This is a genomic window from Bacillus sp. K2I17, assembly GCF_002209985.1.
Taxonomy (GTDB): domain Bacteria; phylum Bacillota; class Bacilli; order Bacillales; family Bacillaceae_G; genus Bacillus_A; species Bacillus_A wiedmannii.
The window spans coordinates 117,699-137,488 of the sequence record NZ_NJGF01000006.1 but is presented as its reverse complement, the minus strand read 5'-3'; the positions used below and the strand labels follow the sequence as shown (position 1 = coordinate 137,488).

Below are 19,790 nucleotides of genomic sequence, written 5' to 3'. Positions count from 1 at the left end.
GATAAGGATGATATGAGATGGTGCAGAAGGTAAAGGAGAGAGTGAAAATTGAAGATATCTTAATGGCTCATAATTGCATGAAAGATATCGTTATTAAAACACCGTTACAACGTGATACAGTTCTATCTGAGAAATATGATTGTGACGTTTATGTAAAACGAGAAGACTTACAATTGATTCGCTCTTTCAAAATTCGTGGTGCGTACAATTTGATTCAAAGCTTATCGGAAGAACAATTACAAAACGGCGTTGTTTGTGCAAGTGCTGGCAATCATGCACAAGGAGTTGCTTATACGTGTAATTTATTGAAGATTCCGTCAAAAATCTTCATGCCAACAACGACACCTAAACAAAAAGTATCGCAAGTACAATTTTTCGGTGGTGATTTTGCGGAAATTGTATTAGTTGGTGATACATTTGATAGCTCGTTCCAAGAAGCACAGCGCTATTGTGAGGAAAATAGAATGACGTTCGTTCATCCGTTTGATGATCCGTATGTTATTGCTGGTCAAGGAACAGTGGCAGTTGAAATTATGCATGATATGGAGAAATCGGTTGACTTTATTTTTACAGCAATCGGCGGTGGTGGATTAGCATCAGGTGTTGGTACATATGTTAAAGGTGTTAGTCCTGCTACAAAGATTATTGGTGTAGAGCCAATGGGAGCTGCATCTATGAAAGAGGCTTTTCTTCAAAATGATAATGTCGCATTGGAGAAAATAGATAGTTTTGTTGATGGGGCAGCTGTTAAAAAGGTAGGAAAGTTAACATTTGAAACGTGTAAAGATGTAATTGATGACATTGTTTTAGTACCAGAGGGGAAGGTTTGTACGACGATTTTAGAACTGTATAAGAAAAATGCAATTGTAGCTGAGCCTGCTGGTGCACTATCTATTGCAGCGCTTGATTTATACAAAGATGAAATAAAAGGTAAAACGGTTGTATGTACGCTAAGTGGTGGAAATAATGATATTGATAGAATGCAAGAAATGAAAGAACGTTCGCTCATTTATGAAGGACTAAAACATTACTTCATCATTGAATTCCCGCAGCGTTCAGGTGCGCTAAGAGAATTTCTTGATAAAGGATTAGGTCCAGGAGATGATATTACTCGCTTTGAATACATTAAGAAACATAATAAAGAAAATGGTCCAGCATTAGTCGGCGTAGAATTAAAACATAAAGAGGATTATGAGCAATTAATTACTCGTTTTAAAGAAAATAATATTCAAATTATGGAGCTTAATAAAAATCCTGTTTTGTTTGATCTACTTATTTAATAGAAGGAAAGAGGAAACATACAGTTGTACCTGAAATAAAAAAGATAGATGCAAACAGCGGAAATGCTGCTTGTATCTATCTTTTTATAATTAAACAATATATTTTCCATATTCAAGAAGGATAAAGCTAGTTAACCAAAAGAATATCGCAATACGAATGATTACATACATAGTAAATTCAAAGGTAGTAAGCTTTCGTTCACGTTTTATTTTTTTTAGAAGTCTAACAGAAAAAAATGAACATAAAAGTAGAACGGCTATAGATATTTTATAAATATTCTCTAACAAACTTACATTTTCTAATAAGTCTTTCAGCATGTTCATCACCTATTCTGTAAAGTATGTTACAGAGAAATAAATCTTGCGTTGTCTAGTTTCGTTTGTTTTTTATGTTCCCTGTATCATCAATTTCTATGTCAGTTGAAATTGTTTGTAAATATTGTAGAGCTTTTTTCTTTTCGTCCTCATTTACAGGGGAGATTTGGTTGTTGCGAATGATGTAAGGATTGAATGACATTTGGACATCCTTTCCTTTAAAAGTTAAAGTTAATACGCCAGTTTCGGCGCTTTTCCCGCTTACATAACTTGGGAATAAAAAGTTACCTAATGAATAAGCGATAGGAACGTTATTATAATACTCAAATCCTTGTAACCAATGCGGGTGACTCCCGACAATCGCGTCAGCTCCTGCTTCAACCATTTTAGGTACATATTGTTTTTGGTATTCTACCGGACGATTTGATTTTTCAACGCCCCAATGCATATAGATGATTAAATAGTCTGCATCTTTCTTTTGCTCTTTAATTGTTTTTGTTACAAGATTTAAATCATATCCGTTCGCAACGCCAGGTTTATTGTCACCAGCTACCCAATTCGTATCAGGCATAAATCGAACGAAGGAAAGAAATTTGAACTTTTTCCCTTTTACAGTCATTTCTCGTGCAGTATATGCATCCTTTGCATTCTTTCCGGCTCCAATGTAAGGGAACTTTAATTTTTCAACGTGAGAAATCGTGTCTAATAATCCATCTTGCCCATAATCAAGTGTATGGTTATTCCCAATATTTACGATGTCATATCCCGTGTTTTTAATAGCTTTTAGTGTAGATGGATCACTTTTAATCCAAAATAGTTGTCCAGGAGCTTTCTTTTCTCTCGTTGTAAATGCTGACTCTAAATTAACGAAAGAAATATCAGCTTTTGTTATTTCTTCTTTTACATGTTGGAATGGATAATCAGCCCCGTTTTTTTCGATTACAGGACGTAATTGCCAATCGAACATTGTATCACCAGAGAAGGTGAGTGTGATTTCCTTGTCTTCTATTTTCTTTTCACTTGTTGAAGCTGTTTTACTAGATTTGTTTTGCAAATCGGGTTTGTCTTTCGCTTTTGAAATAAAAGAGTAGTTAACTAATAAAACAATTGGTGTAATGCAAAAGGCTATTAACAGAAATCGTTTTAGTAAAGTTTTCATAAATACCTTCCCTTTTGAGTTTATACCGCAATTTGTGGGCAATAAAACTCGCGCTAGTTAAAGTTTCACTTTATGTATAACTACAAATGCAGTTTATGTAGTGAAAACATTTGTTAATATTCTCAATATTAAGTTAACATATAGATAACCTGTAAATCAATGTATAAACCAAAATATAGAAATAAAGAATTCGAAGGGTGAAGAACGAGAGATGGTTATATTAGGAGCAGTTGTAAATGGGATTTGTATTATATTTGGTACTTTACTAGGTAAATTATTTAGTAGGATTCCAGAAAGTATGAAGGGAACAATTATGCATGCAATCGGTTTAGCGGTTACTGTGCTTGGACTTCAAATGGCATTGAAAAGTGAAAATTTTCTTGTTGTCATACTAAGTTTAGTTATTGGTACCGTCATCGGGGAATGGCTACAATTAGAGGGGAAATTAAAACAGTTAGGAGATTGGCTAGAAAATAAAGTTGGATCGAAAGGGAAAGGGAGCATATCAGAAGGTTTTGTAACAGCTACTTTAATTTTTGCAATTGGTGCGATGGGGATACTTGGTGCACTCGACAGCGGGATTCGCGGCAATCATGACATTTTATTTACAAAGGCGATTATCGATGGATTTATTTCTATTATATTAACGACAACTTTAGGAATTGGTGTAGTATTTTCGGCGATTCCAGTTATTTTATATGAAGGAGGGATTGCGGTTTTTGCAACACAAATTAATAGTTTGGTCCCGAAAGAATTAATGAATCAATTTATAGTGGAAATGACAGCTACAGGTGGTATTATGATAGCCGCTATTGGATTGAACTTACTTGGTATTATTAAAATTAAAGTGGCAAATTTACTGCCAGGTATATTGGTAGTTGGAATAATTGTTTCACTTATTTACGGTTTAATAGTAAAGTAGTAGGGGATGGATATATATATGGAGGAATTTCAATATACAAAACGTGTGCATAACATATTGAAGATTGCAGCAGAAGAGGCGGAAAATAATATTATTCAATCAATTCATCTGTTTATCGGAATGAGTAAAGAAGGCACTGGAGTTTGTAGCGAGTTGTATATGTATTTGTTTCGTAACTTGGGTACGGATTTTTTAGAAAAATTTTCAATACGAAAACAATACGATTCACCGTATCAAGAGTATAAAAAAATAGGACAATATAAGGTATCTTATAAGGTGCTAGAAATTTTACAAATAGCGAAGAAACGTATGGAACGTTTCCAGCAAGTAATAATAAATGAAGGGCATGTTATATATGCGCTATTCCGCATGGATACGTTTATTGGAAATGCACAAATACAAAAAGATATATTACGTATTATAGCTGAGCCAAGAGATTTAGCGGTCGACCTAAAATGTTTTGTTCCTACTTATAATCATTTAACTTTTACTGTTAGAAAGGCTAGCCCTTCTGATTTTGAAAAATTAGCAAGTTTTGTTAATGAGGAATTTGGTGAACGTTGGTTACATTCAATAGAGTATGGATTTCGTACATATAAAGAAAATGTCCCTATTTATATAGCAGAACAAGAAGAAGTGATAGTAGGTTTCGCTTGTTATGATGTAGTGAGAGGAAAGAAGGGATTGTTTGGTCCAATGGGCACAGCGAAACAAAATCGCGTGAAAGGTGTAGGTAAGGAATTGTTACATCGTTGTTTACATAGTATGAAGCAAGAAGGATATGAATACGCAATTATTGGACAAGCAGGTCCGATTGAGTTTTATGAGCGAAATTGTGATGCGCGTTTAATACCGTTAGAGAATAAGTAACCAACTCCATATATGGGAGTTGGTTTTTTTATGAAAATAATGTAGAGATGTAGTGGTTTTCACTAGAAAATAGCGGGTTTTGTAGTAAATCTTACAAATAAAGCAAATTACTAAACTTTTTACAAGAAAGGGTGTAGAATGGGTATCTAAAGAAAGAAGGTGTGAAAATGGCCAGCTGGAAACGAAATTTAATGATTTGTTGGCTAGGTTGTTTTACCACTGCAGCCGGTATGAGTTTAGTAATTCCTTTTTTATCTTTTTATATTGAGGAATTAGGAGTAACTGGCACTTCTAGTATTGCACAGTGGTCGGGACTTGCATTTGGTATAACATTTTTAATGGGTGCGATCGTATCACCAATATGGGGAAAGCTTGGTGATATACATGGACGGAAATTGATGCTGATTCGTGCGAGCCTTGGTATGGCGATTATTATGACGCTTATGGGGTTTGTAACGGATGTGTATCAACTAGTCGCACTAAGGTTTTTGATGGGAGCAGTATCTGGTTTCCTTTCAACGGCGATGACATTTATTGCAGCAGAAACTCCGAAAGAGCATTCAGGTTGGGCAATTTCCACAATTTCAACTGGGGGCGTGAGCGGTTCTTTACTTGGCCCGTTACTTGGAGGATACTTGTCTGAGTTAATTGGAATGCGCCATGTTTTTCTTGTTACAGGAGCTTTTTTATTCCTTTCTTTTCTCATCGTTTTTTTCTTCCTACATGAAGAGAATCACTCCGCTCAAGCAAAAAAAGCACAACCGAAAAAAGTATGGACGATGGTTCCAGCAAAGCATTTAATTATTAGTTTATTTGTAACAACATTTATTATTCAACTTGCGAACATGTCAATTCAACCTATTATTACATTGTATGTAAAGAATTTAGAAGGCCCAGGAACGGCTCATATTGAAATGATTGCAGGCGCAGTCATGTCTGCGACAGGTTTAGCTATTATTATGGCAGCTCCTAAGTTAGGGAGATTATCAGATCGTATTGGACCTCAAAAAACGTTAGTTGTGGCGTTGTTTGCGGCAGGAATTATTTTTATTCCGCAAGCATTTGTAACCTCGGCTTGGCAACTATTAATTCTTCGCTTTTTATTAGGTATTGCACAAGCAGGACTATTACCTTCCGTACAAACTCTACTAAAACAACATACACCAACCCATGTAACGGGAAGAATATTTGGGTATAATCAATCGTTTCAGTTTTTAGGAAATATGATTGGACCAGTACTTGGTGGACAAATTGCAGCACATGCGGGCTTCCAATATGTTTTCTTTTCTACTTCATCACTATTATTTATTGCGTGCATTTGGGTTTATTTTCACAATAAGAACGAAGAGGTATCAGAGAAACGACATTTGGAAGTTAGTTAACTAAGTGAATGAAAAAGAAAAAGGATGAAGCGACGATTGCTTCATCCTTTTCTTTAAAATTGAAGACAAAGATAACTTAATGTACCAAGCCCGTAACTGCGGTGAATGACTTCACCGTTATTTTCACCGCTTCCCATAGCGATAAATAAAGGAACAAAATGCTCTGCTCTTGGTACTGCTAATTGTGCATGAGGGGCATTGTTCTCCCAATTAAATAATGCATCTTTATCAGTAGTCTGCATATGTTTAATAATCCAATCATCAAATTCAATTGCCCATTGTTCGGGTGTAGTTTGATTCCATTTTAAAGCTCGTAAGTTATGAACGGTAACACCGCTCCCGATTACTAAAATATCTTCTTGTCCAAGTCCTTTTAGTGCTTCGCCAATCTTAAATTGCTCTTTTGCAGCAAGGAATGGATTGACTGATATTTGGACAACAGGAATATTTGCTTCTGGATACATGCGATGCAGAAGAGTCCATGAGCCATGATCTAAACCTCTCGTCATATTATGATGGACTGGAATACCTTTGTTTTTAAATTTTGTTTCTAACATAGATGCAATGTTAGAAGAGCCTTTCGCACGATATTTGATTTCGTATAACTCAGGAGGAAAACCTCCAAAATCATAAATTGTTTCATATTCGTTATCTGATGAAGAAATCGTTAATACTTCGCTTTCCCAGTGAGCGGTGAAAATAACAATTGCTTTCGGTTTGTATGTTTCGCCAAGAGTTTTTAAAAACCTTGTATAGTCTGTATCTTGAATAGCAAGCATCGGTGAGCCGTGTGCTAAAAATAATGATGGCATCATAATAGAAACCTCCCCAAAATATAATAATTACTTTATGTAAGTAACTATATAATTTCATTTTCTGTTCGTCAATATATTAGTTTAAGAGCTAATTGGAAAAGTGGGTCATTTGTCATAATGAAGGCAATTGCATATAATACATAATAAGAATAATGAATGGATATTCATTTTTTGATATACATAATAGAGTTGGGGGCTGACGAAATGAACGTACAGGAAAGTTTCGTTACGGCATTGGATGGATCGGAAATTTATTTACGTAAGTGGCTACCAGAAAGAGATCCGCGAGGGATTATTCAAATTGCACATGGTATGACAGAACATGCAGGTGTTTATACAGACTTTATTGCTGCGTTATTAAAAGCAGGGTATGGTGTTTATGCACATGATCATAAAGGTCATGGGAAAACAGTGAAAAGAGAAGAAGATTATGGTCATTTTAAACCAAATGTAGGTTGGAATGAGGCTGTGTCTGATGTTATTTTTGTATCAGAAACGATAAGAAAAGAGCAGACATGCCCGTTATTTTTACTTGGCCATAGCATGGGTTCTTTTTTATCAAGACGTGCTGTACAACTGAAAGGTGAATTATATGATGGATTCCTTATTTCAGGAACTGGTGGAAATCCAGGGTTATTAGGAAGTATCGGTCATAAAGTAGCGACAATTGAGATGAAATTACGCGGAGAAAAAACGAAAAGTCCTATGTTAAACTTTTTATCATTCGGAAATTTCAATTCGCACTTTAAACCAAATCGTACGAAATTTGATTGGTTATCTTCAGATAATAATCAAGTTGATAAATATATTGCGGATCCGTTATGTGGATTCATTTGTACGACGAGTTTTTATCGTGAATTGTTTTCTGGTGTATTAGAAGTAAATAAGCTAGAAGAGTTCAAAAAAACACCGAAAAACCTTCCAATACATATTTTTTCAGGAGATCGTGATCCTGTTGGGGATATGGGGAAAGGTGTAAAAGAAGTATATGAAAACTATAAAAAATGTGATGTGAAAGATGTAACACTGCGTTTATATGAAAATGGAAGACATGAAATGTTCCATGAAGTAAATCGAGATGAAGTATTTCAAGATTTGATTTCTTGGTTAGATAAGCATATTGTATGAGAAGGAACCTCACTTTTTTGAAGTGAGGTTTCTTTAAGGAGATGGAGGAGTAGTTATGTGTGAATTTGTAAATAAAGAATATGTAGAAATAGATTTTCAAGATGTTTTGATTAAAGAAGAGGAATTGAAAAATTGTACGTTCATAAAATGCCGTTTTAGAGAGATAGATGCATCGGAAGTTTCTACTGAAAATTGTAATTTCATAGAATGTGATTTTACCGGTGCTCTTTTTAACGCTTCTATCCATAAAGGAACTACATTTGCGAATTGTAAGTTTGTTGGTGCGAATTTATTCGTATCGAAGTTTGAAGAATGTAAAATGACCGGCTCTGATTTTGAAGAAGCGAATTTAGACGGAATAACTATCATATCGGGTGATTGGTCATATACGAATTTAAGGTTCGCGAACTTAAGTAAACAAATGTTAAAGGGAATACGTTTAATTGAAGCGGACCTATATGAATGTAATTTAGAAAAAGCAGATTTACGTGACGCGGATTTAACCGGTGCACAATTAGGTAAGGCGAAACTTAGCGGTGCAAATTTAAAAGGGGCGATAGTTGATAGAATTGATTTTACAAGTTTTGATTTGAAAAATGTAAAATTAGATATAACACAGGCAGTTGCAGTAGCAAGATGTTATGGGGCTAAGGTGAACTAAATAGTTTGTAAAACCGTTCAAAATGCTGAACGGTTTTTTAAATCATAATAGTAGTATAATAGTAAATGAGGTGTTCATACTATGGAAGATAAAACGTTAGGTATACTACTAGATGTAGTTGGGGAATTATTTTCAGATGAAATATCAATTGCCGTTTCGAATACGAAAGAATATATTTACTATCGGCCAAGTAAACGAATTGATTTAAAGATTAGCGCCGGGGATCCTATTAAGGAAGGGACGATTGCTCATAAAGCAATGGTAACGAAGCAAAAAGCCTCTGAGTTTATTAACCGAGATGTTTTCGGTATTCCTTATCATGGAATGGCCGTACCATTTTCAAATAATGGAAAGATTGAAGGTTGCGTGACGGCGATTTATCCCGCTTTAACGGATGGAAAGTCAGTCGTTACTTTAAAAACAACAGACGGATGGGTTCCGGTTCCTTTTTCAAAGGTCATGTATTTAGAAGCTAAAGATAAAAAGACGTATGTGAATTCAGAAGAGTTAACAGGAACACATAAGTACTCGCTACAAGAATTCGAATACTTGTTGCCGAAAGATTCCTTTATTAGATGCCACCGTTCCTTTATTGTAAATGTTAATCATATTAAAGCGATTTACCCTGATACGCATTCTACTTTTGTACTTTCTATGGATAACGGAGAGGGGGTACCAGTGAGTCAGTCATACGCTAGCTATTTTCGTAAGCTTCTAGGATTCTAAATTTTTCTGCTTTAGAACCTAGATTCGCTGTTTTGTCTGAATTTTCGGCATTGTGTAAGAAAATCCCTATTTTGATGGTGTTAATGTGTAAAATAATTATGAATATTCATTGGGAGAGGGATTACATATGGAGAATAATTTAGATAGAATTAGGGATCAACGATTAAAAGATCGAGTAGTTACACCTGAAGAAGCAGCTTCATGGATTGAAAGTGGAATGACTTTAGGATTAAGTGGATTTACACGTGCTGGTGATGTAAAAGCAGTCCCATTTGCACTTGTAAACCGAGTTAAGAATGATAAATCTTTTAAAGTAAATGTTTATACAGGGGCTTCCTTAGGTTCGGATGTAGATAAATTATTTGCTGAGGCAGGAATTTTAGGGAAAAGATTGCCTTTCCAAGCAGATGCAACTATGCGAAAAGGAATTAATAACGGGGACTTTTTATTTGTGGATCAGCACTTATCTCATACAGCAGAGTTACTTCGTGCTGACGTTATGGATATAGATTTCGCTATCTTGGAAGCGGTTGCGATTACTGAAGATGGAATGATTATTCCAACCACTTCAATTGGAAATTCCTTAGCATTCTCCTTAAATGCTAAGTCCATTATTATTGAAATGAATATGGCTCAATCTACGCAATTAGAGGGGCTGCATGATTTATATGAACCAGGTAAACAAGGGGAAAGACTCCCTATTCCGCTCGTAAAAACGGATGATCGAATTGGAACAATCGGTATCCCAATTGATGCTGAAAAAGTGAAGGGAATTGTGTTTACGAATCAACTGGATTCGCCATCGACAATTGTTCCTCCAGATGAAGAAACTGTTATTATGGCACAGCATTTAATAGAGTTCCTTCGAGAAGAGGTTAAAGTAGGCCGATTAACAAATCGTTTAGCACCGTTACAATCGGGAATTGGTTCAGTTGCTAATGCAGTATTGCACGGCATGCTAGATTCGGAGTTTGAAGATTTAGAAGTATATTCTGAAGTTTTACAAGATGCGGTCTTTGATCTAATGGATGCTGGGAAAGTCAATTTTGCTTCCTGCTGCTCCATCACGCTTTCTGAAGAGAAAATGCAACAAGTATTTTCTAACTTTGAAAAATATCGTGACAAATTAATGATGCGCCCGCAAGAGATTTCTAATCATCCTGAAATCATTCGTCGCCTTGGATTAATCTCGATTAATACTGCTTTAGAATTAGATATATACGGAAATGTTAATTCTACTCATGTTTTAGGTACAAAAATGATGAATGGTATTGGTGGTTCGGGTGATTTTGCGAGAAATGCACGCCTAGCTATTTTTGTTACTAAATCGATTGCAAAAGGTGGCAACATATCAAGCATCGTTCCTTTCGTTTCTCATGTAGACCATACTGAACATGATGTAGATGTTATCGTCACGGAACAGGGGTATGCTGACTTAAGGGGGCTTGCGCCAAGAGAAAGAGTGGAACTAATTATTGAGAATTGCGTACATCCAATGTATCGTGAACAGCTACGAGCTTATTACGAGGAAGCAAAAACAAGAGGTGGACAAACTCCTCATATTTTAGAAAAAGCTTTTTCTTGGCATACAAACTATGCTAAAAATGGAACAATGCTTGAAGCGGTAGTAGAAACTGTTTAGAAGTGCAAAAATGATTCTTAATATAATATGCCATAAAGGTTAAAAGAAAAAGAACGCCAATTTTCAGGAATGGCGTTTTTTTCTTTTAAAAAATTGTTACCTATTATGAGGAATTATAAAAGTAATCTCTTATTTACGGAAATAAGAGGTTTTTTTAATTACTTTTCGAATCATTTTAATAGTTTATATATCAAAGGTGAGGAGAAAGAATCATGAAGATAAGAAATGCGTTATTAAGTGAAGCAAATGAATTAAGTGAACTTGCACTACATTCAAAAGCAACGTGGAACTATAGCGAAGCATTCATACTTGCTTGTAAGGAAGATTTAACAATTACTGATGAGTACATAAAAAATAATTTTGTATATGTTTTAGAAAACGATAATACGAAGATTGGTTTTTTCTCATTTTTACGTAATGATAACGCTCTTGATTTCTTGTACATTCATCCTCGTTACAAAGGAAAAGGGTACGGGAAAATACTTTGGGAGTATGTATTAGAAAAAGCAAATGAGCTAGGAATAAAAAGTTTTACAATTGATAGTGATCCGAATGCAAAAGGGTTTTACTTGAAGATGGGAGCAAAGTTAATAGGAGAGACACCATCAACGGTTTTTGAGGATCGTTTACTGCCTCTTTTGCAACATGATGTGTAAAACAATTAATAGTAGGAGAAGATTAGAATGGATGATGTAAAGATAAAGAGGATATATGAAGCACTAGTAAAATCATGGTCGATTGAAACAAGTTTAAAGTGGACTATTGAGAATCCGGCAAAGGGACAGTGTGGTATAACGGCTTTAGTCGTTCAAGATATATACGGAGGAAAAATCAAAAAGACAAAAGTAGGGGAGGTGTGGCATTTTTATAACTGTATAGTTGGACAAAGGTTTGATTTTACAGAGACTCAGTTCAATGGAAGATTGAATTATTTGGATGTGGAATCAAATCGAGAAGAAGCATTTGCAGATACAAATGAAAAACAATATAGCATTTTGAAGGAAAAGATAATGAAAGAATTCAAATTATCTTTTGACTCTTAATCTTTAATAAGTTACTATAATGGTGGTAACTTATTAAAGGGAACTTCATAGAGTTGAAAGGGGAAATACTTTTGAAAACAACTTATGTAAACGCTACAATCGTAACGATGAATGAACAAAATGAAGTGATAGAAAATGGATATATCATTGTAGAAAATGATCAAATTATAGATGTAAAGAGCGGAGAATTCGCTAATGATTTTGAAGTAGATGAAGTAATTGATATGAAAGGAAAGTGGGTTTTACCAGGGCTTGTAAATACACATACACATGTTGTAATGAGTCTCTTAAGAGGTATTGGCGATGATATGTTATTACAGCCATGGCTTGAGACGAGAATTTGGCCACTTGAAAGTCAGTTTACGCCAGAGCTTGCGGTCGCTAGCACGGAATTAGGATTACTTGAAATGGTGAAAAGTGGTACAACATCATTCTCTGATATGTTTAATCCAATTGGAGTAGATCAAGATGCAATTATGGAAACGGTATCAAAGAGTGGAATTCGAGCTGCAGTTTCAAGAACTTTATTTAGCTTCGGAACGAAAGACGATGAAAAGAAAGCAATTGAAGAAGCTGAAAAATATGTGAAGCGTTACTATAATGAAAGTGGTATGTTAACTACGATGGTTGCACCGCATAGTCCATATACATGTTCCACAGAACTGTTAGAAGAATGCGCACGAATTGCAATAGAAAATCAAACGATGGTTCATATTCATCTTTCGGAAACAGAGCGTGAAGTACGTGATATTGAAGCACAGTACGGAAAACGTCCAGTAGAATATGCAGCAAGTTGCGGGTTGTTTAAACGCCCAACAGTTATTGCACACGGTGTAGTATTAAATGAAAATGAACGTGCATTTTTAGCAGAACATGATGTTCGAGTAGCTCATAACCCGAATAGTAATTTAAAACTAGGATCTGGTATAGCGAATGTAAAAGCAATGTTAGAAGCAGGAATGAAAGTAGGAATTGCAACAGATAGTGTGGCATCTAACAACAATTTAGATATGTTTGAAGAAATGCGTATAGCAACATTATTACAAAAGGGCATTCATCAAGATGCAACAGCACTACCAGTTGAAACAGCTCTTACACTTGCGACTAAAGGAGCTGCTGAAGTAATCGGCATGAAACAAACAGGATCACTTGAGGTCGGAAAGTGTGCCGATTTTATCACAATTGATCCATCTAATAAGCCGCATTTACAACCAGCAGATGAAGTGTTATCGCACCTTGTATATGCTGCTAGTGGAAAAGATATAAGCGATGTAATTATTAACGGAAAACGTGTCGTTTGGAATGGCGAATGTAAAACGTTAGATGAAGAGCGTATTATATTTGAAGCGAGTCGTTATAAACGAGGTTTGCAAAGATAGGTAATTATATGTAGTTGAAAAAGCTATCCTTTTTTAAAAGGATAGCTTTTTTCTTGGACGAATAAATATTCAAAAGAATGTCGCATCTTTCTGTTAGTATTTCTGCTATAATATATTACGCTTTATAATATATTATACTTAAGGAGAACAACTCATGAAGCGAAAAAAGAGCCATTTAATGGTAATGGCACTTGTTACATCTTTATTATTAACAGCTTGTAATAATAAAGCGAATAAAAGTGACATAGAGGCAAAAAAACAAGTATTACATGTAACGGTATCGGAAGAAATCCCTTCTCTTGATACTGCGAAAACGATGGATGGTACATCAGCACATGTTATGCAAAACATATTTGAAGGTTTGTATGTATTAGATGATCAAGATCAGCCTATTCCAGCAGTAGCAAAATCGTTTAAAAGAAGTGAAGATGGTAAAAAATATACATTTGATTTGCGTAAAGATGCAAAATGGTCAAATGGAGACAGTGTGACAGCAAATGATTTTATGTTTGCGTGGAAACGTGCAATTAAACCTGAAACAGCGTCTCAATATGCGTACATGCTCTTTCATGTGAAAAATGCGAAAGAGATAAATAAGGGAACAATGCCTCTTGATGAACTTGGGGTTAAAGTTATAAATGATTATAAGTTAGAAGTGGAACTCGAACAGCCAATTCCGTATTTTTTACAGTTGTTAGCACTGCCGATTTACTTGCCACAGCATGAGTCATTTTTGAAAGAACAAGGAAAGAATTATGCATTGGAACCTAGTAATCTCATATATAACGGCCCATTTGTATTAGAGAAATGGAAGCATGAACAAGAGTTTCAATTAAAGAAGAATGCTACATATTGGGATGAAAAGAAAGTGAAATTAGACGAGATAAACTTTCAAATTGTAAAGGATACAATGACCGCTGTTAATTTATACGAAGCTGGTAATTTGGACCGGGTGCCTATTAATTCTCAATTTGTAGACAAGTATAAAGGAAGTAAGGAATTGCATATGTCGAGCGAACCTGCAATTGCTATGCTACGTTTTAATGAAAAAAATAGTGCGTTAGCAAATAAGAAAGTGCGTCAAGCTATTTCATTCGCGTTAAATAAAGAGGATTTCGTTGCTCATTTTATTAATAACGGAGCAAAACCTGCAAGTGTACTTGTACCAGTTGGTCATGTAAATGAAGAGACTGGTAAAGATTTTAGAAAAGAAAATGGAGATCTTTCTCCATATGATTTGCAAAATGCGAAAAAGATTTGGGAAGAAGCGAAAAAGGAGCTTGGAGTAGAACAAGTAAATCTCGAGTTTTTAACATTTGAACAAGATAATGCAAAACGTATGGCAGAATATATAAAAGGTGACTTAGAAAAGCATTTGCAGGGACTCGCAATCCAAATTAAACAACAGCCATTTAAGCAAAAATTACAGTTAGAACAAACGGGAGATTACGATATATCTATGGCAAATTGGGGACCGGATTATAAAGACCCAGTTAGTTATTTAGAACTCTTTACGACGGATAATCAGAATAACAAAATGAATTATTCTAACCGTCAATACGATGAATTAATAAAGAAAGCGAAAAGCGATCTAGTACTAGATCAGAAGAAAAGATGGGAAGCATTGCAAGAGGCCGAGCGTATTCTATTAGAGGATGCTGCGGTCGCACCGCTTTATCAAATGGGCTCAGCTTACGTACAAAAAGATTATGTAAAAGGAATTGAAAAGCATCAATTTGGTGGTGTTTATACTTATAAGAATGCTTATATTGCTAATGAATAAATACAAAAAACCTTACTTTTTAAAAAGTAAGGTTTTTTTAAGAGTACATGGAATAAGGGAATACAGTACAAAGAAGCATACAAACAATCTCTTGTTGTAATTATGTTTGTTTTTAATTATATAAAAAATAATAGATTATATATTTTGTCATTGATATACTTAAAAGGTAATTAAGGTATTAAGATGAATTGATAGAGATATTTGTATAGAATTATTTGAGTATTGTAAAAAAAGAGGGTCTTAAGTGTGTGATTTGAGCGGGGCTTTTTCTAAATGAATGAATTGGTATGTATAATACTTGGGCGATATTAATTTGGGAATCTCGGGGGATGCTTTGAAGCTAGAAAAAGTAGAGTCAAATTCCATGTACTATTAGGTCCTGGTGTAGGTTTATGGGGATTTGGTTTAAGGAATAAAGGGGATAATTAGTATGAATAAGAAAGTAAAAAGATTTAAATATTTTATGGTTGTATTAGCCTGTATTGCAATTTTTGGTACAATCTTACCTAATGCATTAGATCCAAATGAAACATTAGCAGGTAAAATTTCAATTGTAGTTTTTGGTACAATGGGAGCTTGTTTACTATTCTCTATTATGTATTTTATTGTAAAAAAAGCTATTTTAAGAGGTGGGAAATAAGATGGGACAAAATTTAGAGTTAGAATTTTAATTCATGTACATAAAAAAGGAGAATTTTTATGAAATTACTACGTTTATTTATGGTTCTCACTCTTGTTGTATTGTTAAGTGCATGCAATACAGCAACACAAGTCACAAAGGTTCAAAAAAATGGCGAAACGACTTTAAAAATTGGTTCGTTGCAAGGGTATTACGATGTGCAAACGGTTAAAGCTGAAAAAGGAAATGTGGAAATTCCTTATGAAGCATCCGTTGAGGAAGGTACAATTTTATTGCAAGTTACAAAAGATGATAAGGTTATTTATGAAGAAGAAGTTACTTCTCAAAAAGAAGGTCTGCTTTCTTTTGAAGCGCCAAAATCCGGATCATATGATTTAATTGTACGAGTGAAGGGTGAAAAAGAGAAAGCAAAAGAAATTCAAATACATACTAAGCTATGAAAAAACGGCAAGTGGAGTGCACCCGCTTGCCGTTTCCATTTTCGGTTGATTCTATCGCAACATATGTTTATCAATGTAAGAAGTGATCCGCTGAGTCCTACTGTTTATTCCGCCGAAATTCTTGATGAAGTTACAATAAGAGATGAATAAAAGAATGTGTTACAAACCTGATAACTCTTTTTTACAAGAGCAAAAGACTGGGTTTGAAGCGTTTGTATTTGAAAGAGTTCTAGATGGTAAAGGGGGACATAGGGTGATGATCTTTTTAAAGAAGGTGTCTCAGACTTTACTACAGATATTGATTATATATGGGGGTAAATAAGTTGAAAAACATTGAGATTCTAAATAAATACATTGAAGGGTTTTCCGATACTCTCCCTACGTGGTTAAAGTATTTAATTGAGGCAGAGGAGATACATCAAAACTATGAGAATGTACAAGTACTTGAAACATTAAAAACAGATGCGGTGTTGTACTATGTGCACCGTACGCTACAAGTGTTAGATGGACTGCCTTTAGATGAAGAAGCGTATCGTATTATTGAAAAGGTACTAACGTATAGTGAGCTTGCAAAGGTAGGGTCTTTAAAACAGCGGGAGCAATGGAAGAAAAACGGGATTAATCTATTCGTACATAACGAGGGTTCTGCTGATATTTTTAGTGATATTCAGTTTATTGGACGTGTAGAGACAAACTTAAATTCTACTGAGTATTTGTTTATTCGAGATTTAATTAGAACACATGGATTAATCGGGCAGTATATACGCGGGGAGGCTCGTTTGGACTCTCATGTTGATTTAATTAACACATATAAAGAAGAATACGGAGACGTTAGGTTAAAGGAGATTCTATACTATCTTAACCAATGCATTATTGAAGGCGTATCAAAAGCTTTGTGGAGTGAAGTGAAGAACGATGTGAAGATTACAATTGATGGCCTGTTTGATGGTTATATGGAGCCATTTACTTCTCGCATACATAGACTCACGCCAAAACATAAGGAGTCAGTATTTGAAAAAGATATAATTATGGGGAGCGAGAAGAGAGACGTTCAAACATTTTTATCTGATAAGGATTTGTGGTATGTAGAACCGTCTATGCATGCTCTTAGCTTTGAGGATATTTGGACAGTTTTTGTTATGTTAAAGAACGAGATAGGCTCTAGAAAAGTTCAGCATATACATTTCGAAAAATTGATGCAACAGTTGCACTATGATTTCAAAGGTGAGAAAAAGGACAACGTGTATCGTAAGCGGGTTATTGAGAAGTATCTACGGGAGTACCGTGAGAACGAGAAGCCGAATACAACGCATGTTTCTTTTAAGGTTAAAGTCGATGAAGATATGAAGACTGCGTATGTATCGTTTCAGTTTTCTGCTGTAGGTGAGGCGTTAATTACCTTCTGTGTAGAGGCAGAAAAGATAGATATGATGCATGCTCGGGCAAATGTGCTGCTGTTTGATTTCTTCGGGTTACGTAAGGATGCATATGATAGATTCCATAATGAAGAAGTGTATCTGGAACATATGAATAGCTCAGCTGATGATAAACGAATTATTCTTGATTATATAAAGGGAGATACGATTGTAGATGTCGGAGCCGGTGGTGGTGTCATGTTAGACATGATCGAAGAAGAGACAGAGGACAAACGAATCTACGGTATAGATATTTCCGAAAACGTGATTGATACGTTGAAAAAGAAGAAGCAGAACGAGGGGCGTTCTTGGGACGTCATTAAAGGGGATGCAGTCAATTTAAGCAGCTCATTTGAAAAAGAATCGGTTGATACGATTGTATATTCTTCTATCCTTCATGAGCTGTTCTCTTATATAGAGTATGAAGGTAAGAAATTCAATCATGAAGTAATTAAAAAAGGGCTGCAGAGTGCCTATGAGGTGTTAAAGCCAGGAGGCCGTATTATCATTCGTGATGGCATCATGACCGAAGATAAAACGTTAATACGGTTGATTCGTTTTAAAGATGCAGGCGGAATGAAGTTCTTAGAGCAGTATGTCCGTGAATTTAAGGGACGTATAATCCAGTATGAGGTACTTGCAGACGATACAGTCAAAATGCCTGTTAACGATGCAATGGAGTTCTTATATACGTATACATGGGGCGAGGATTCCTTCGTTCATGAGGTGCAAGAGCAGTTTGGAATATTTACGCCAAACGAATATAAGGATTTCGTAAAGGGTATCTTTGGAGATAAAATAAACATCGTTCAAGCTATGAACTATTTACAGGATGGATATACACAACATCTTAGCGAGAAAATCGAGTTTAAAGATGAGTCTGGGAGTGCTGTTGCGCTACCGGATAGTACGTTTTTTATAGTTTTAGAAAAGAGGTAATGATGTTGAAAAACTTTAAGAATCTTTAGCTAAAGGGCGTGTTCTCTTAATTTTATACTGAGAAACAAGTCAGTTATTAAAAAATCAGGTAATTCAATATCAGGGTGTATTGATAAATGGAAATATAGGGCGAAATGATGAGCTTGGGCGTGCTCCAAAAGGGGTGAATGATGGAAACGGTTTTGTATTTATTTCTCATATTGGAGATGTATATCCAAGTGGGTTATTGCCGATTAAAACCGGGAATATTAGAACAAAATCGCTAGCTGAAATCTATCGAAACTCCCCTGTTTTTCAAAACCTTCGTAATCCTGACAATTATAAAGGAAAATGTGGTGTTTGTGAGTTTCGATATGTTTGTGGGGGATCTCGTTCTAGAACATATGCAATAACGGGAGATTATATGGAATATACATTCCAAAAGCATTGCGAAAACAGAAAAAGAACGTAAAAAAGGGATATGAGTAAGAATATGCTCATGCCCCTTTTTAAAATTATATAATTTATTGTACTTCGCATCAGTCGTATGATGATCTAAGAAATGAATAACACTCGGTTTCCCATCTTTCGTTAAAGATCCACTATCCTGATTTATTATGCTGAAACGAGTTTTTACGCATAATTTCTATTAAACCGATTTTAATAAAGAATAAAAATTCGTGTCATAGGGGATATCATCTTGATACATATAATTTTTTAGAACACCTTCTTTTTCAAATCCTAATTTTAATAGCACTTTATTTGAAGCTTCATTTTCAAGAAATACAATTGCCCCAATACGCTTTAAGTGAATGGTATGGAAACCGTATGATATAACCTCAGAAACAGCTTCAGTCGCATATCCTTTTCCCCAGTATTCAGGGAAAAAGGCATAACTTAAATTGGCCCGTTTATGCTCAGAAGACCAATCGTGAAAACCGATGGTACCAATGAGTTCTTTCTTGTTTTTTAATTCAATTCCCCACTTTATACCGCTTCTTGCATTGTAACTCAGTTTAAAGTTATGAATGACTTGTTTCACTTGATCAACATCTTGTAATGGTTTTTGGCCATAATAGCGCAGTACGTCAGTATTAGAGAAGCATTGTAGTATACTCGGTGCATCTTCTTCGGTAAGTTCTCTTAAAATGAGTCGGTCGGTTTTCAATATAGGAAACATGCTTTCACTCCATTTCTTTTGAAACTAGAATGTGTTGTTATTATATAATTTAGTCTGAAAATAAAGATTATTCAAGAGGTAAGTACGGTTTT

At 35.1% G+C, this 19,790-nt stretch carries 19 protein-coding genes and 1 pseudogene; 16 read left to right on the top strand and 4 right to left on the bottom strand.

Features of this window, described 5'->3' with window-relative positions; genetic code table 11:
* The first annotated feature begins 17 nt into the window (after nucleotides 1–17).
* Entirely contained in the window at nucleotides 18–1,280 is a 1,263-nt protein-coding gene (gene ilvA, locus CER22_RS09935; RefSeq protein ID WP_088608680.1) for a threonine ammonia-lyase IlvA, read from the top strand.
* A gap of 90 nt (nucleotides 1,281–1,370) precedes the next feature.
* Here ilvA and CER22_RS09930 read toward each other — a convergent pair whose 3' ends face one another.
* Together CER22_RS09930 and CER22_RS09925 are read right to left on the bottom strand one after the other, a co-directional pair.
* A complete protein-coding gene (locus CER22_RS09930) occupies nucleotides 1,371–1,598 on the bottom strand; it encodes a hypothetical protein (RefSeq protein WP_000910220.1) in 228 nt (75 codons plus the stop codon).
* 52 nt (nucleotides 1,599–1,650) lie between these two features.
* A complete protein-coding gene (locus CER22_RS09925) occupies nucleotides 1,651–2,754 on the bottom strand; it encodes a CapA family protein (RefSeq protein WP_088608679.1) in 1,104 nt (367 codons plus the stop codon).
* A gap of 211 nt (nucleotides 2,755–2,965) precedes the next feature.
* Between CER22_RS09925 and CER22_RS09920 the strand changes: the two genes are divergently transcribed.
* The 3 genes from CER22_RS09920 (at nucleotide 2,966) to CER22_RS09910 (ending at nucleotide 5,928) form a co-directional block, all read left to right on the top strand.
* Nucleotides 2,966–3,676, top strand: coding sequence for a DUF554 domain-containing protein (locus tag CER22_RS09920; protein WP_088608678.1), 711 nt, complete (start codon nucleotides 2,966–2,968; stop codon nucleotides 3,674–3,676).
* 18 nt (nucleotides 3,677–3,694) lie between these two features.
* On the top strand, nucleotides 3,695–4,546 hold the full coding sequence (locus CER22_RS09915) for a GNAT family N-acetyltransferase (RefSeq protein WP_097889369.1): 852 nt from the start codon (nucleotides 3,695–3,697) through the stop codon (nucleotides 4,544–4,546).
* Between the two features lie 167 nt (nucleotides 4,547–4,713).
* Nucleotides 4,714–5,928 carry a multidrug efflux MFS transporter gene (locus CER22_RS09910; protein WP_088608676.1) on the top strand — a complete coding sequence of 405 codons (1,215 nt, stop codon included), beginning with the start codon at nucleotides 4,714–4,716 and terminating at the stop codon, nucleotides 5,926–5,928.
* 53 nt (nucleotides 5,929–5,981) lie between these two features.
* Here CER22_RS09910 and CER22_RS09905 read toward each other — a convergent pair whose 3' ends face one another.
* Nucleotides 5,982–6,743: a DODA-type extradiol aromatic ring-opening family dioxygenase gene (locus CER22_RS09905; RefSeq protein WP_088608675.1), complete on the bottom strand. Its 762-nt coding sequence runs from the start codon at nucleotides 6,741–6,743 to the stop codon at nucleotides 5,982–5,984.
* Nucleotides 6,744–6,947: 204 nt separating this feature from the next.
* On the opposite strand from CER22_RS09905, the gene CER22_RS09900 reads away from it, so the two are divergent.
* From CER22_RS09900 to CER22_RS09845, 12 genes and pseudogenes are all read left to right on the top strand, one after another.
* Nucleotides 6,948–7,871, top strand: a complete 924-nt coding sequence (locus CER22_RS09900) for an alpha/beta hydrolase (RefSeq protein WP_088062995.1) — start codon at nucleotides 6,948–6,950, stop codon at nucleotides 7,869–7,871.
* A 55-nt stretch (nucleotides 7,872–7,926) separates the two neighbouring features.
* The gene (locus CER22_RS09895) at nucleotides 7,927–8,532 is read left to right on the top strand and encodes a pentapeptide repeat-containing protein (RefSeq protein WP_088608674.1); all 606 of its coding nucleotides are present in this window, start codon (nucleotides 7,927–7,929) and stop codon (nucleotides 8,530–8,532) included.
* 81 nt (nucleotides 8,533–8,613) lie between these two features.
* Nucleotides 8,614–9,258, top strand: coding sequence for a LytTR family DNA-binding domain-containing protein (locus CER22_RS09890; RefSeq protein WP_088608673.1), 645 nt, complete (start codon nucleotides 8,614–8,616; stop codon nucleotides 9,256–9,258).
* Nucleotides 9,259–9,385: 127 nt separating this feature from the next.
* Nucleotides 9,386–10,900, top strand: coding sequence for an acetyl-CoA hydrolase/transferase family protein (locus CER22_RS09885; RefSeq protein ID WP_088121845.1), 1,515 nt, complete (start codon nucleotides 9,386–9,388; stop codon nucleotides 10,898–10,900).
* 212 nt (nucleotides 10,901–11,112) lie between these two features.
* Entirely contained in the window at nucleotides 11,113–11,556 is a 444-nt protein-coding gene (locus tag CER22_RS09880; protein WP_088608672.1) for a GNAT family N-acetyltransferase, read from the top strand.
* Between the two features lie 27 nt (nucleotides 11,557–11,583).
* Nucleotides 11,584–11,943, top strand: a complete 360-nt coding sequence (locus CER22_RS09875; RefSeq protein WP_088608671.1) for a YunG family protein — start codon at nucleotides 11,584–11,586, stop codon at nucleotides 11,941–11,943.
* A 53-nt stretch (nucleotides 11,944–11,996) separates the two neighbouring features.
* Nucleotides 11,997–13,322, top strand: coding sequence for a bifunctional S-methyl-5'-thioadenosine deaminase/S-adenosylhomocysteine deaminase (locus CER22_RS09870; protein ID WP_142293459.1), 1,326 nt, complete (start codon nucleotides 11,997–11,999; stop codon nucleotides 13,320–13,322).
* A gap of 154 nt (nucleotides 13,323–13,476) precedes the next feature.
* Entirely contained in the window at nucleotides 13,477–15,105 is a 1,629-nt protein-coding gene (locus CER22_RS09865; protein ID WP_088608669.1) for a peptide ABC transporter substrate-binding protein, read from the top strand.
* Between the two features lie 430 nt (nucleotides 15,106–15,535).
* Complete coding sequence (locus CER22_RS09860) at nucleotides 15,536–15,745, top strand: hypothetical protein (RefSeq protein WP_087983012.1); 210 nt, start codon at nucleotides 15,536–15,538, stop codon at nucleotides 15,743–15,745.
* Nucleotides 15,746–15,804: 59 nt separating this feature from the next.
* Entirely contained in the window at nucleotides 15,805–16,185 is a 381-nt protein-coding gene (locus tag CER22_RS09855; protein ID WP_088608668.1) for a BA_1872 family lipoprotein, read from the top strand.
* Between the two features lie 308 nt (nucleotides 16,186–16,493).
* Nucleotides 16,494–18,539: a class I SAM-dependent methyltransferase gene (locus CER22_RS09850; RefSeq protein ID WP_088608667.1), complete on the top strand. Its 2,046-nt coding sequence runs from the start codon at nucleotides 16,494–16,496 to the stop codon at nucleotides 18,537–18,539.
* A 79-nt stretch (nucleotides 18,540–18,618) separates the two neighbouring features.
* Nucleotides 18,619–19,007: pseudogene (locus CER22_RS09845) on the top strand (SPASM domain-containing protein); the annotation flags it as partial.
* Between the two features lie 160 nt (nucleotides 19,008–19,167).
* On the opposite strand, the gene CER22_RS09840 reads toward CER22_RS09845, so the two are convergent.
* The gene (locus tag CER22_RS09840; protein ID WP_087983009.1) at nucleotides 19,168–19,698 is read right to left on the bottom strand and encodes a GNAT family N-acetyltransferase; all 531 of its coding nucleotides are present in this window, start codon (nucleotides 19,696–19,698) and stop codon (nucleotides 19,168–19,170) included.
* Nucleotides 19,699–19,790 lie beyond the last annotated feature (92 nt).

What these genes read in the sequence shown, in the direction of transcription:
- ilvA (WP_088608680.1), top strand. Translation starts at nt 18, where the DNA reads ATGGTGCAGAAGGTAAAGGAGAGAGTGAAAATTGAAGATATCTTAATG.
- CER22_RS09930 (WP_000910220.1), bottom strand. Translation starts at nt 1,598, where the DNA reads ATGCTGAAAGACTTATTAGAAAATGTAAGTTTGTTAGAGAATATTTAT.
- CER22_RS09925 (WP_088608679.1), bottom strand. Translation starts at nt 2,754, where the DNA reads ATGAAAACTTTACTAAAACGATTTCTGTTAATAGCCTTTTGCATTACA.
- CER22_RS09920 (WP_088608678.1), top strand. Translation starts at nt 2,966, where the DNA reads ATGGTTATATTAGGAGCAGTTGTAAATGGGATTTGTATTATATTTGGT.
- CER22_RS09915 (WP_097889369.1), top strand. Translation starts at nt 3,695, where the DNA reads ATGGAGGAATTTCAATATACAAAACGTGTGCATAACATATTGAAGATT.
- CER22_RS09910 (WP_088608676.1), top strand. Translation starts at nt 4,714, where the DNA reads ATGGCCAGCTGGAAACGAAATTTAATGATTTGTTGGCTAGGTTGTTTT.
- CER22_RS09905 (WP_088608675.1), bottom strand. Translation starts at nt 6,743, where the DNA reads ATGATGCCATCATTATTTTTAGCACACGGCTCACCGATGCTTGCTATT.
- CER22_RS09900 (WP_088062995.1), top strand. Translation starts at nt 6,948, where the DNA reads ATGAACGTACAGGAAAGTTTCGTTACGGCATTGGATGGATCGGAAATT.
- CER22_RS09895 (WP_088608674.1), top strand. Translation starts at nt 7,927, where the DNA reads ATGTGTGAATTTGTAAATAAAGAATATGTAGAAATAGATTTTCAAGAT.
- CER22_RS09890 (WP_088608673.1), top strand. Translation starts at nt 8,614, where the DNA reads ATGGAAGATAAAACGTTAGGTATACTACTAGATGTAGTTGGGGAATTA.
- CER22_RS09885 (WP_088121845.1), top strand. Translation starts at nt 9,386, where the DNA reads ATGGAGAATAATTTAGATAGAATTAGGGATCAACGATTAAAAGATCGA.
- CER22_RS09880 (WP_088608672.1), top strand. Translation starts at nt 11,113, where the DNA reads ATGAAGATAAGAAATGCGTTATTAAGTGAAGCAAATGAATTAAGTGAA.
- CER22_RS09875 (WP_088608671.1), top strand. Translation starts at nt 11,584, where the DNA reads ATGGATGATGTAAAGATAAAGAGGATATATGAAGCACTAGTAAAATCA.
- CER22_RS09865 (WP_088608669.1), top strand. Translation starts at nt 13,477, where the DNA reads ATGAAGCGAAAAAAGAGCCATTTAATGGTAATGGCACTTGTTACATCT.
- CER22_RS09860 (WP_087983012.1), top strand. Translation starts at nt 15,536, where the DNA reads ATGAATAAGAAAGTAAAAAGATTTAAATATTTTATGGTTGTATTAGCC.
- CER22_RS09855 (WP_088608668.1), top strand. Translation starts at nt 15,805, where the DNA reads ATGAAATTACTACGTTTATTTATGGTTCTCACTCTTGTTGTATTGTTA.
- CER22_RS09850 (WP_088608667.1), top strand. Translation starts at nt 16,494, where the DNA reads ATGGGGGTAAATAAGTTGAAAAACATTGAGATTCTAAATAAATACATT.
- CER22_RS09840 (WP_087983009.1), bottom strand. Translation starts at nt 19,698, where the DNA reads ATGTTTCCTATATTGAAAACCGACCGACTCATTTTAAGAGAACTTACC.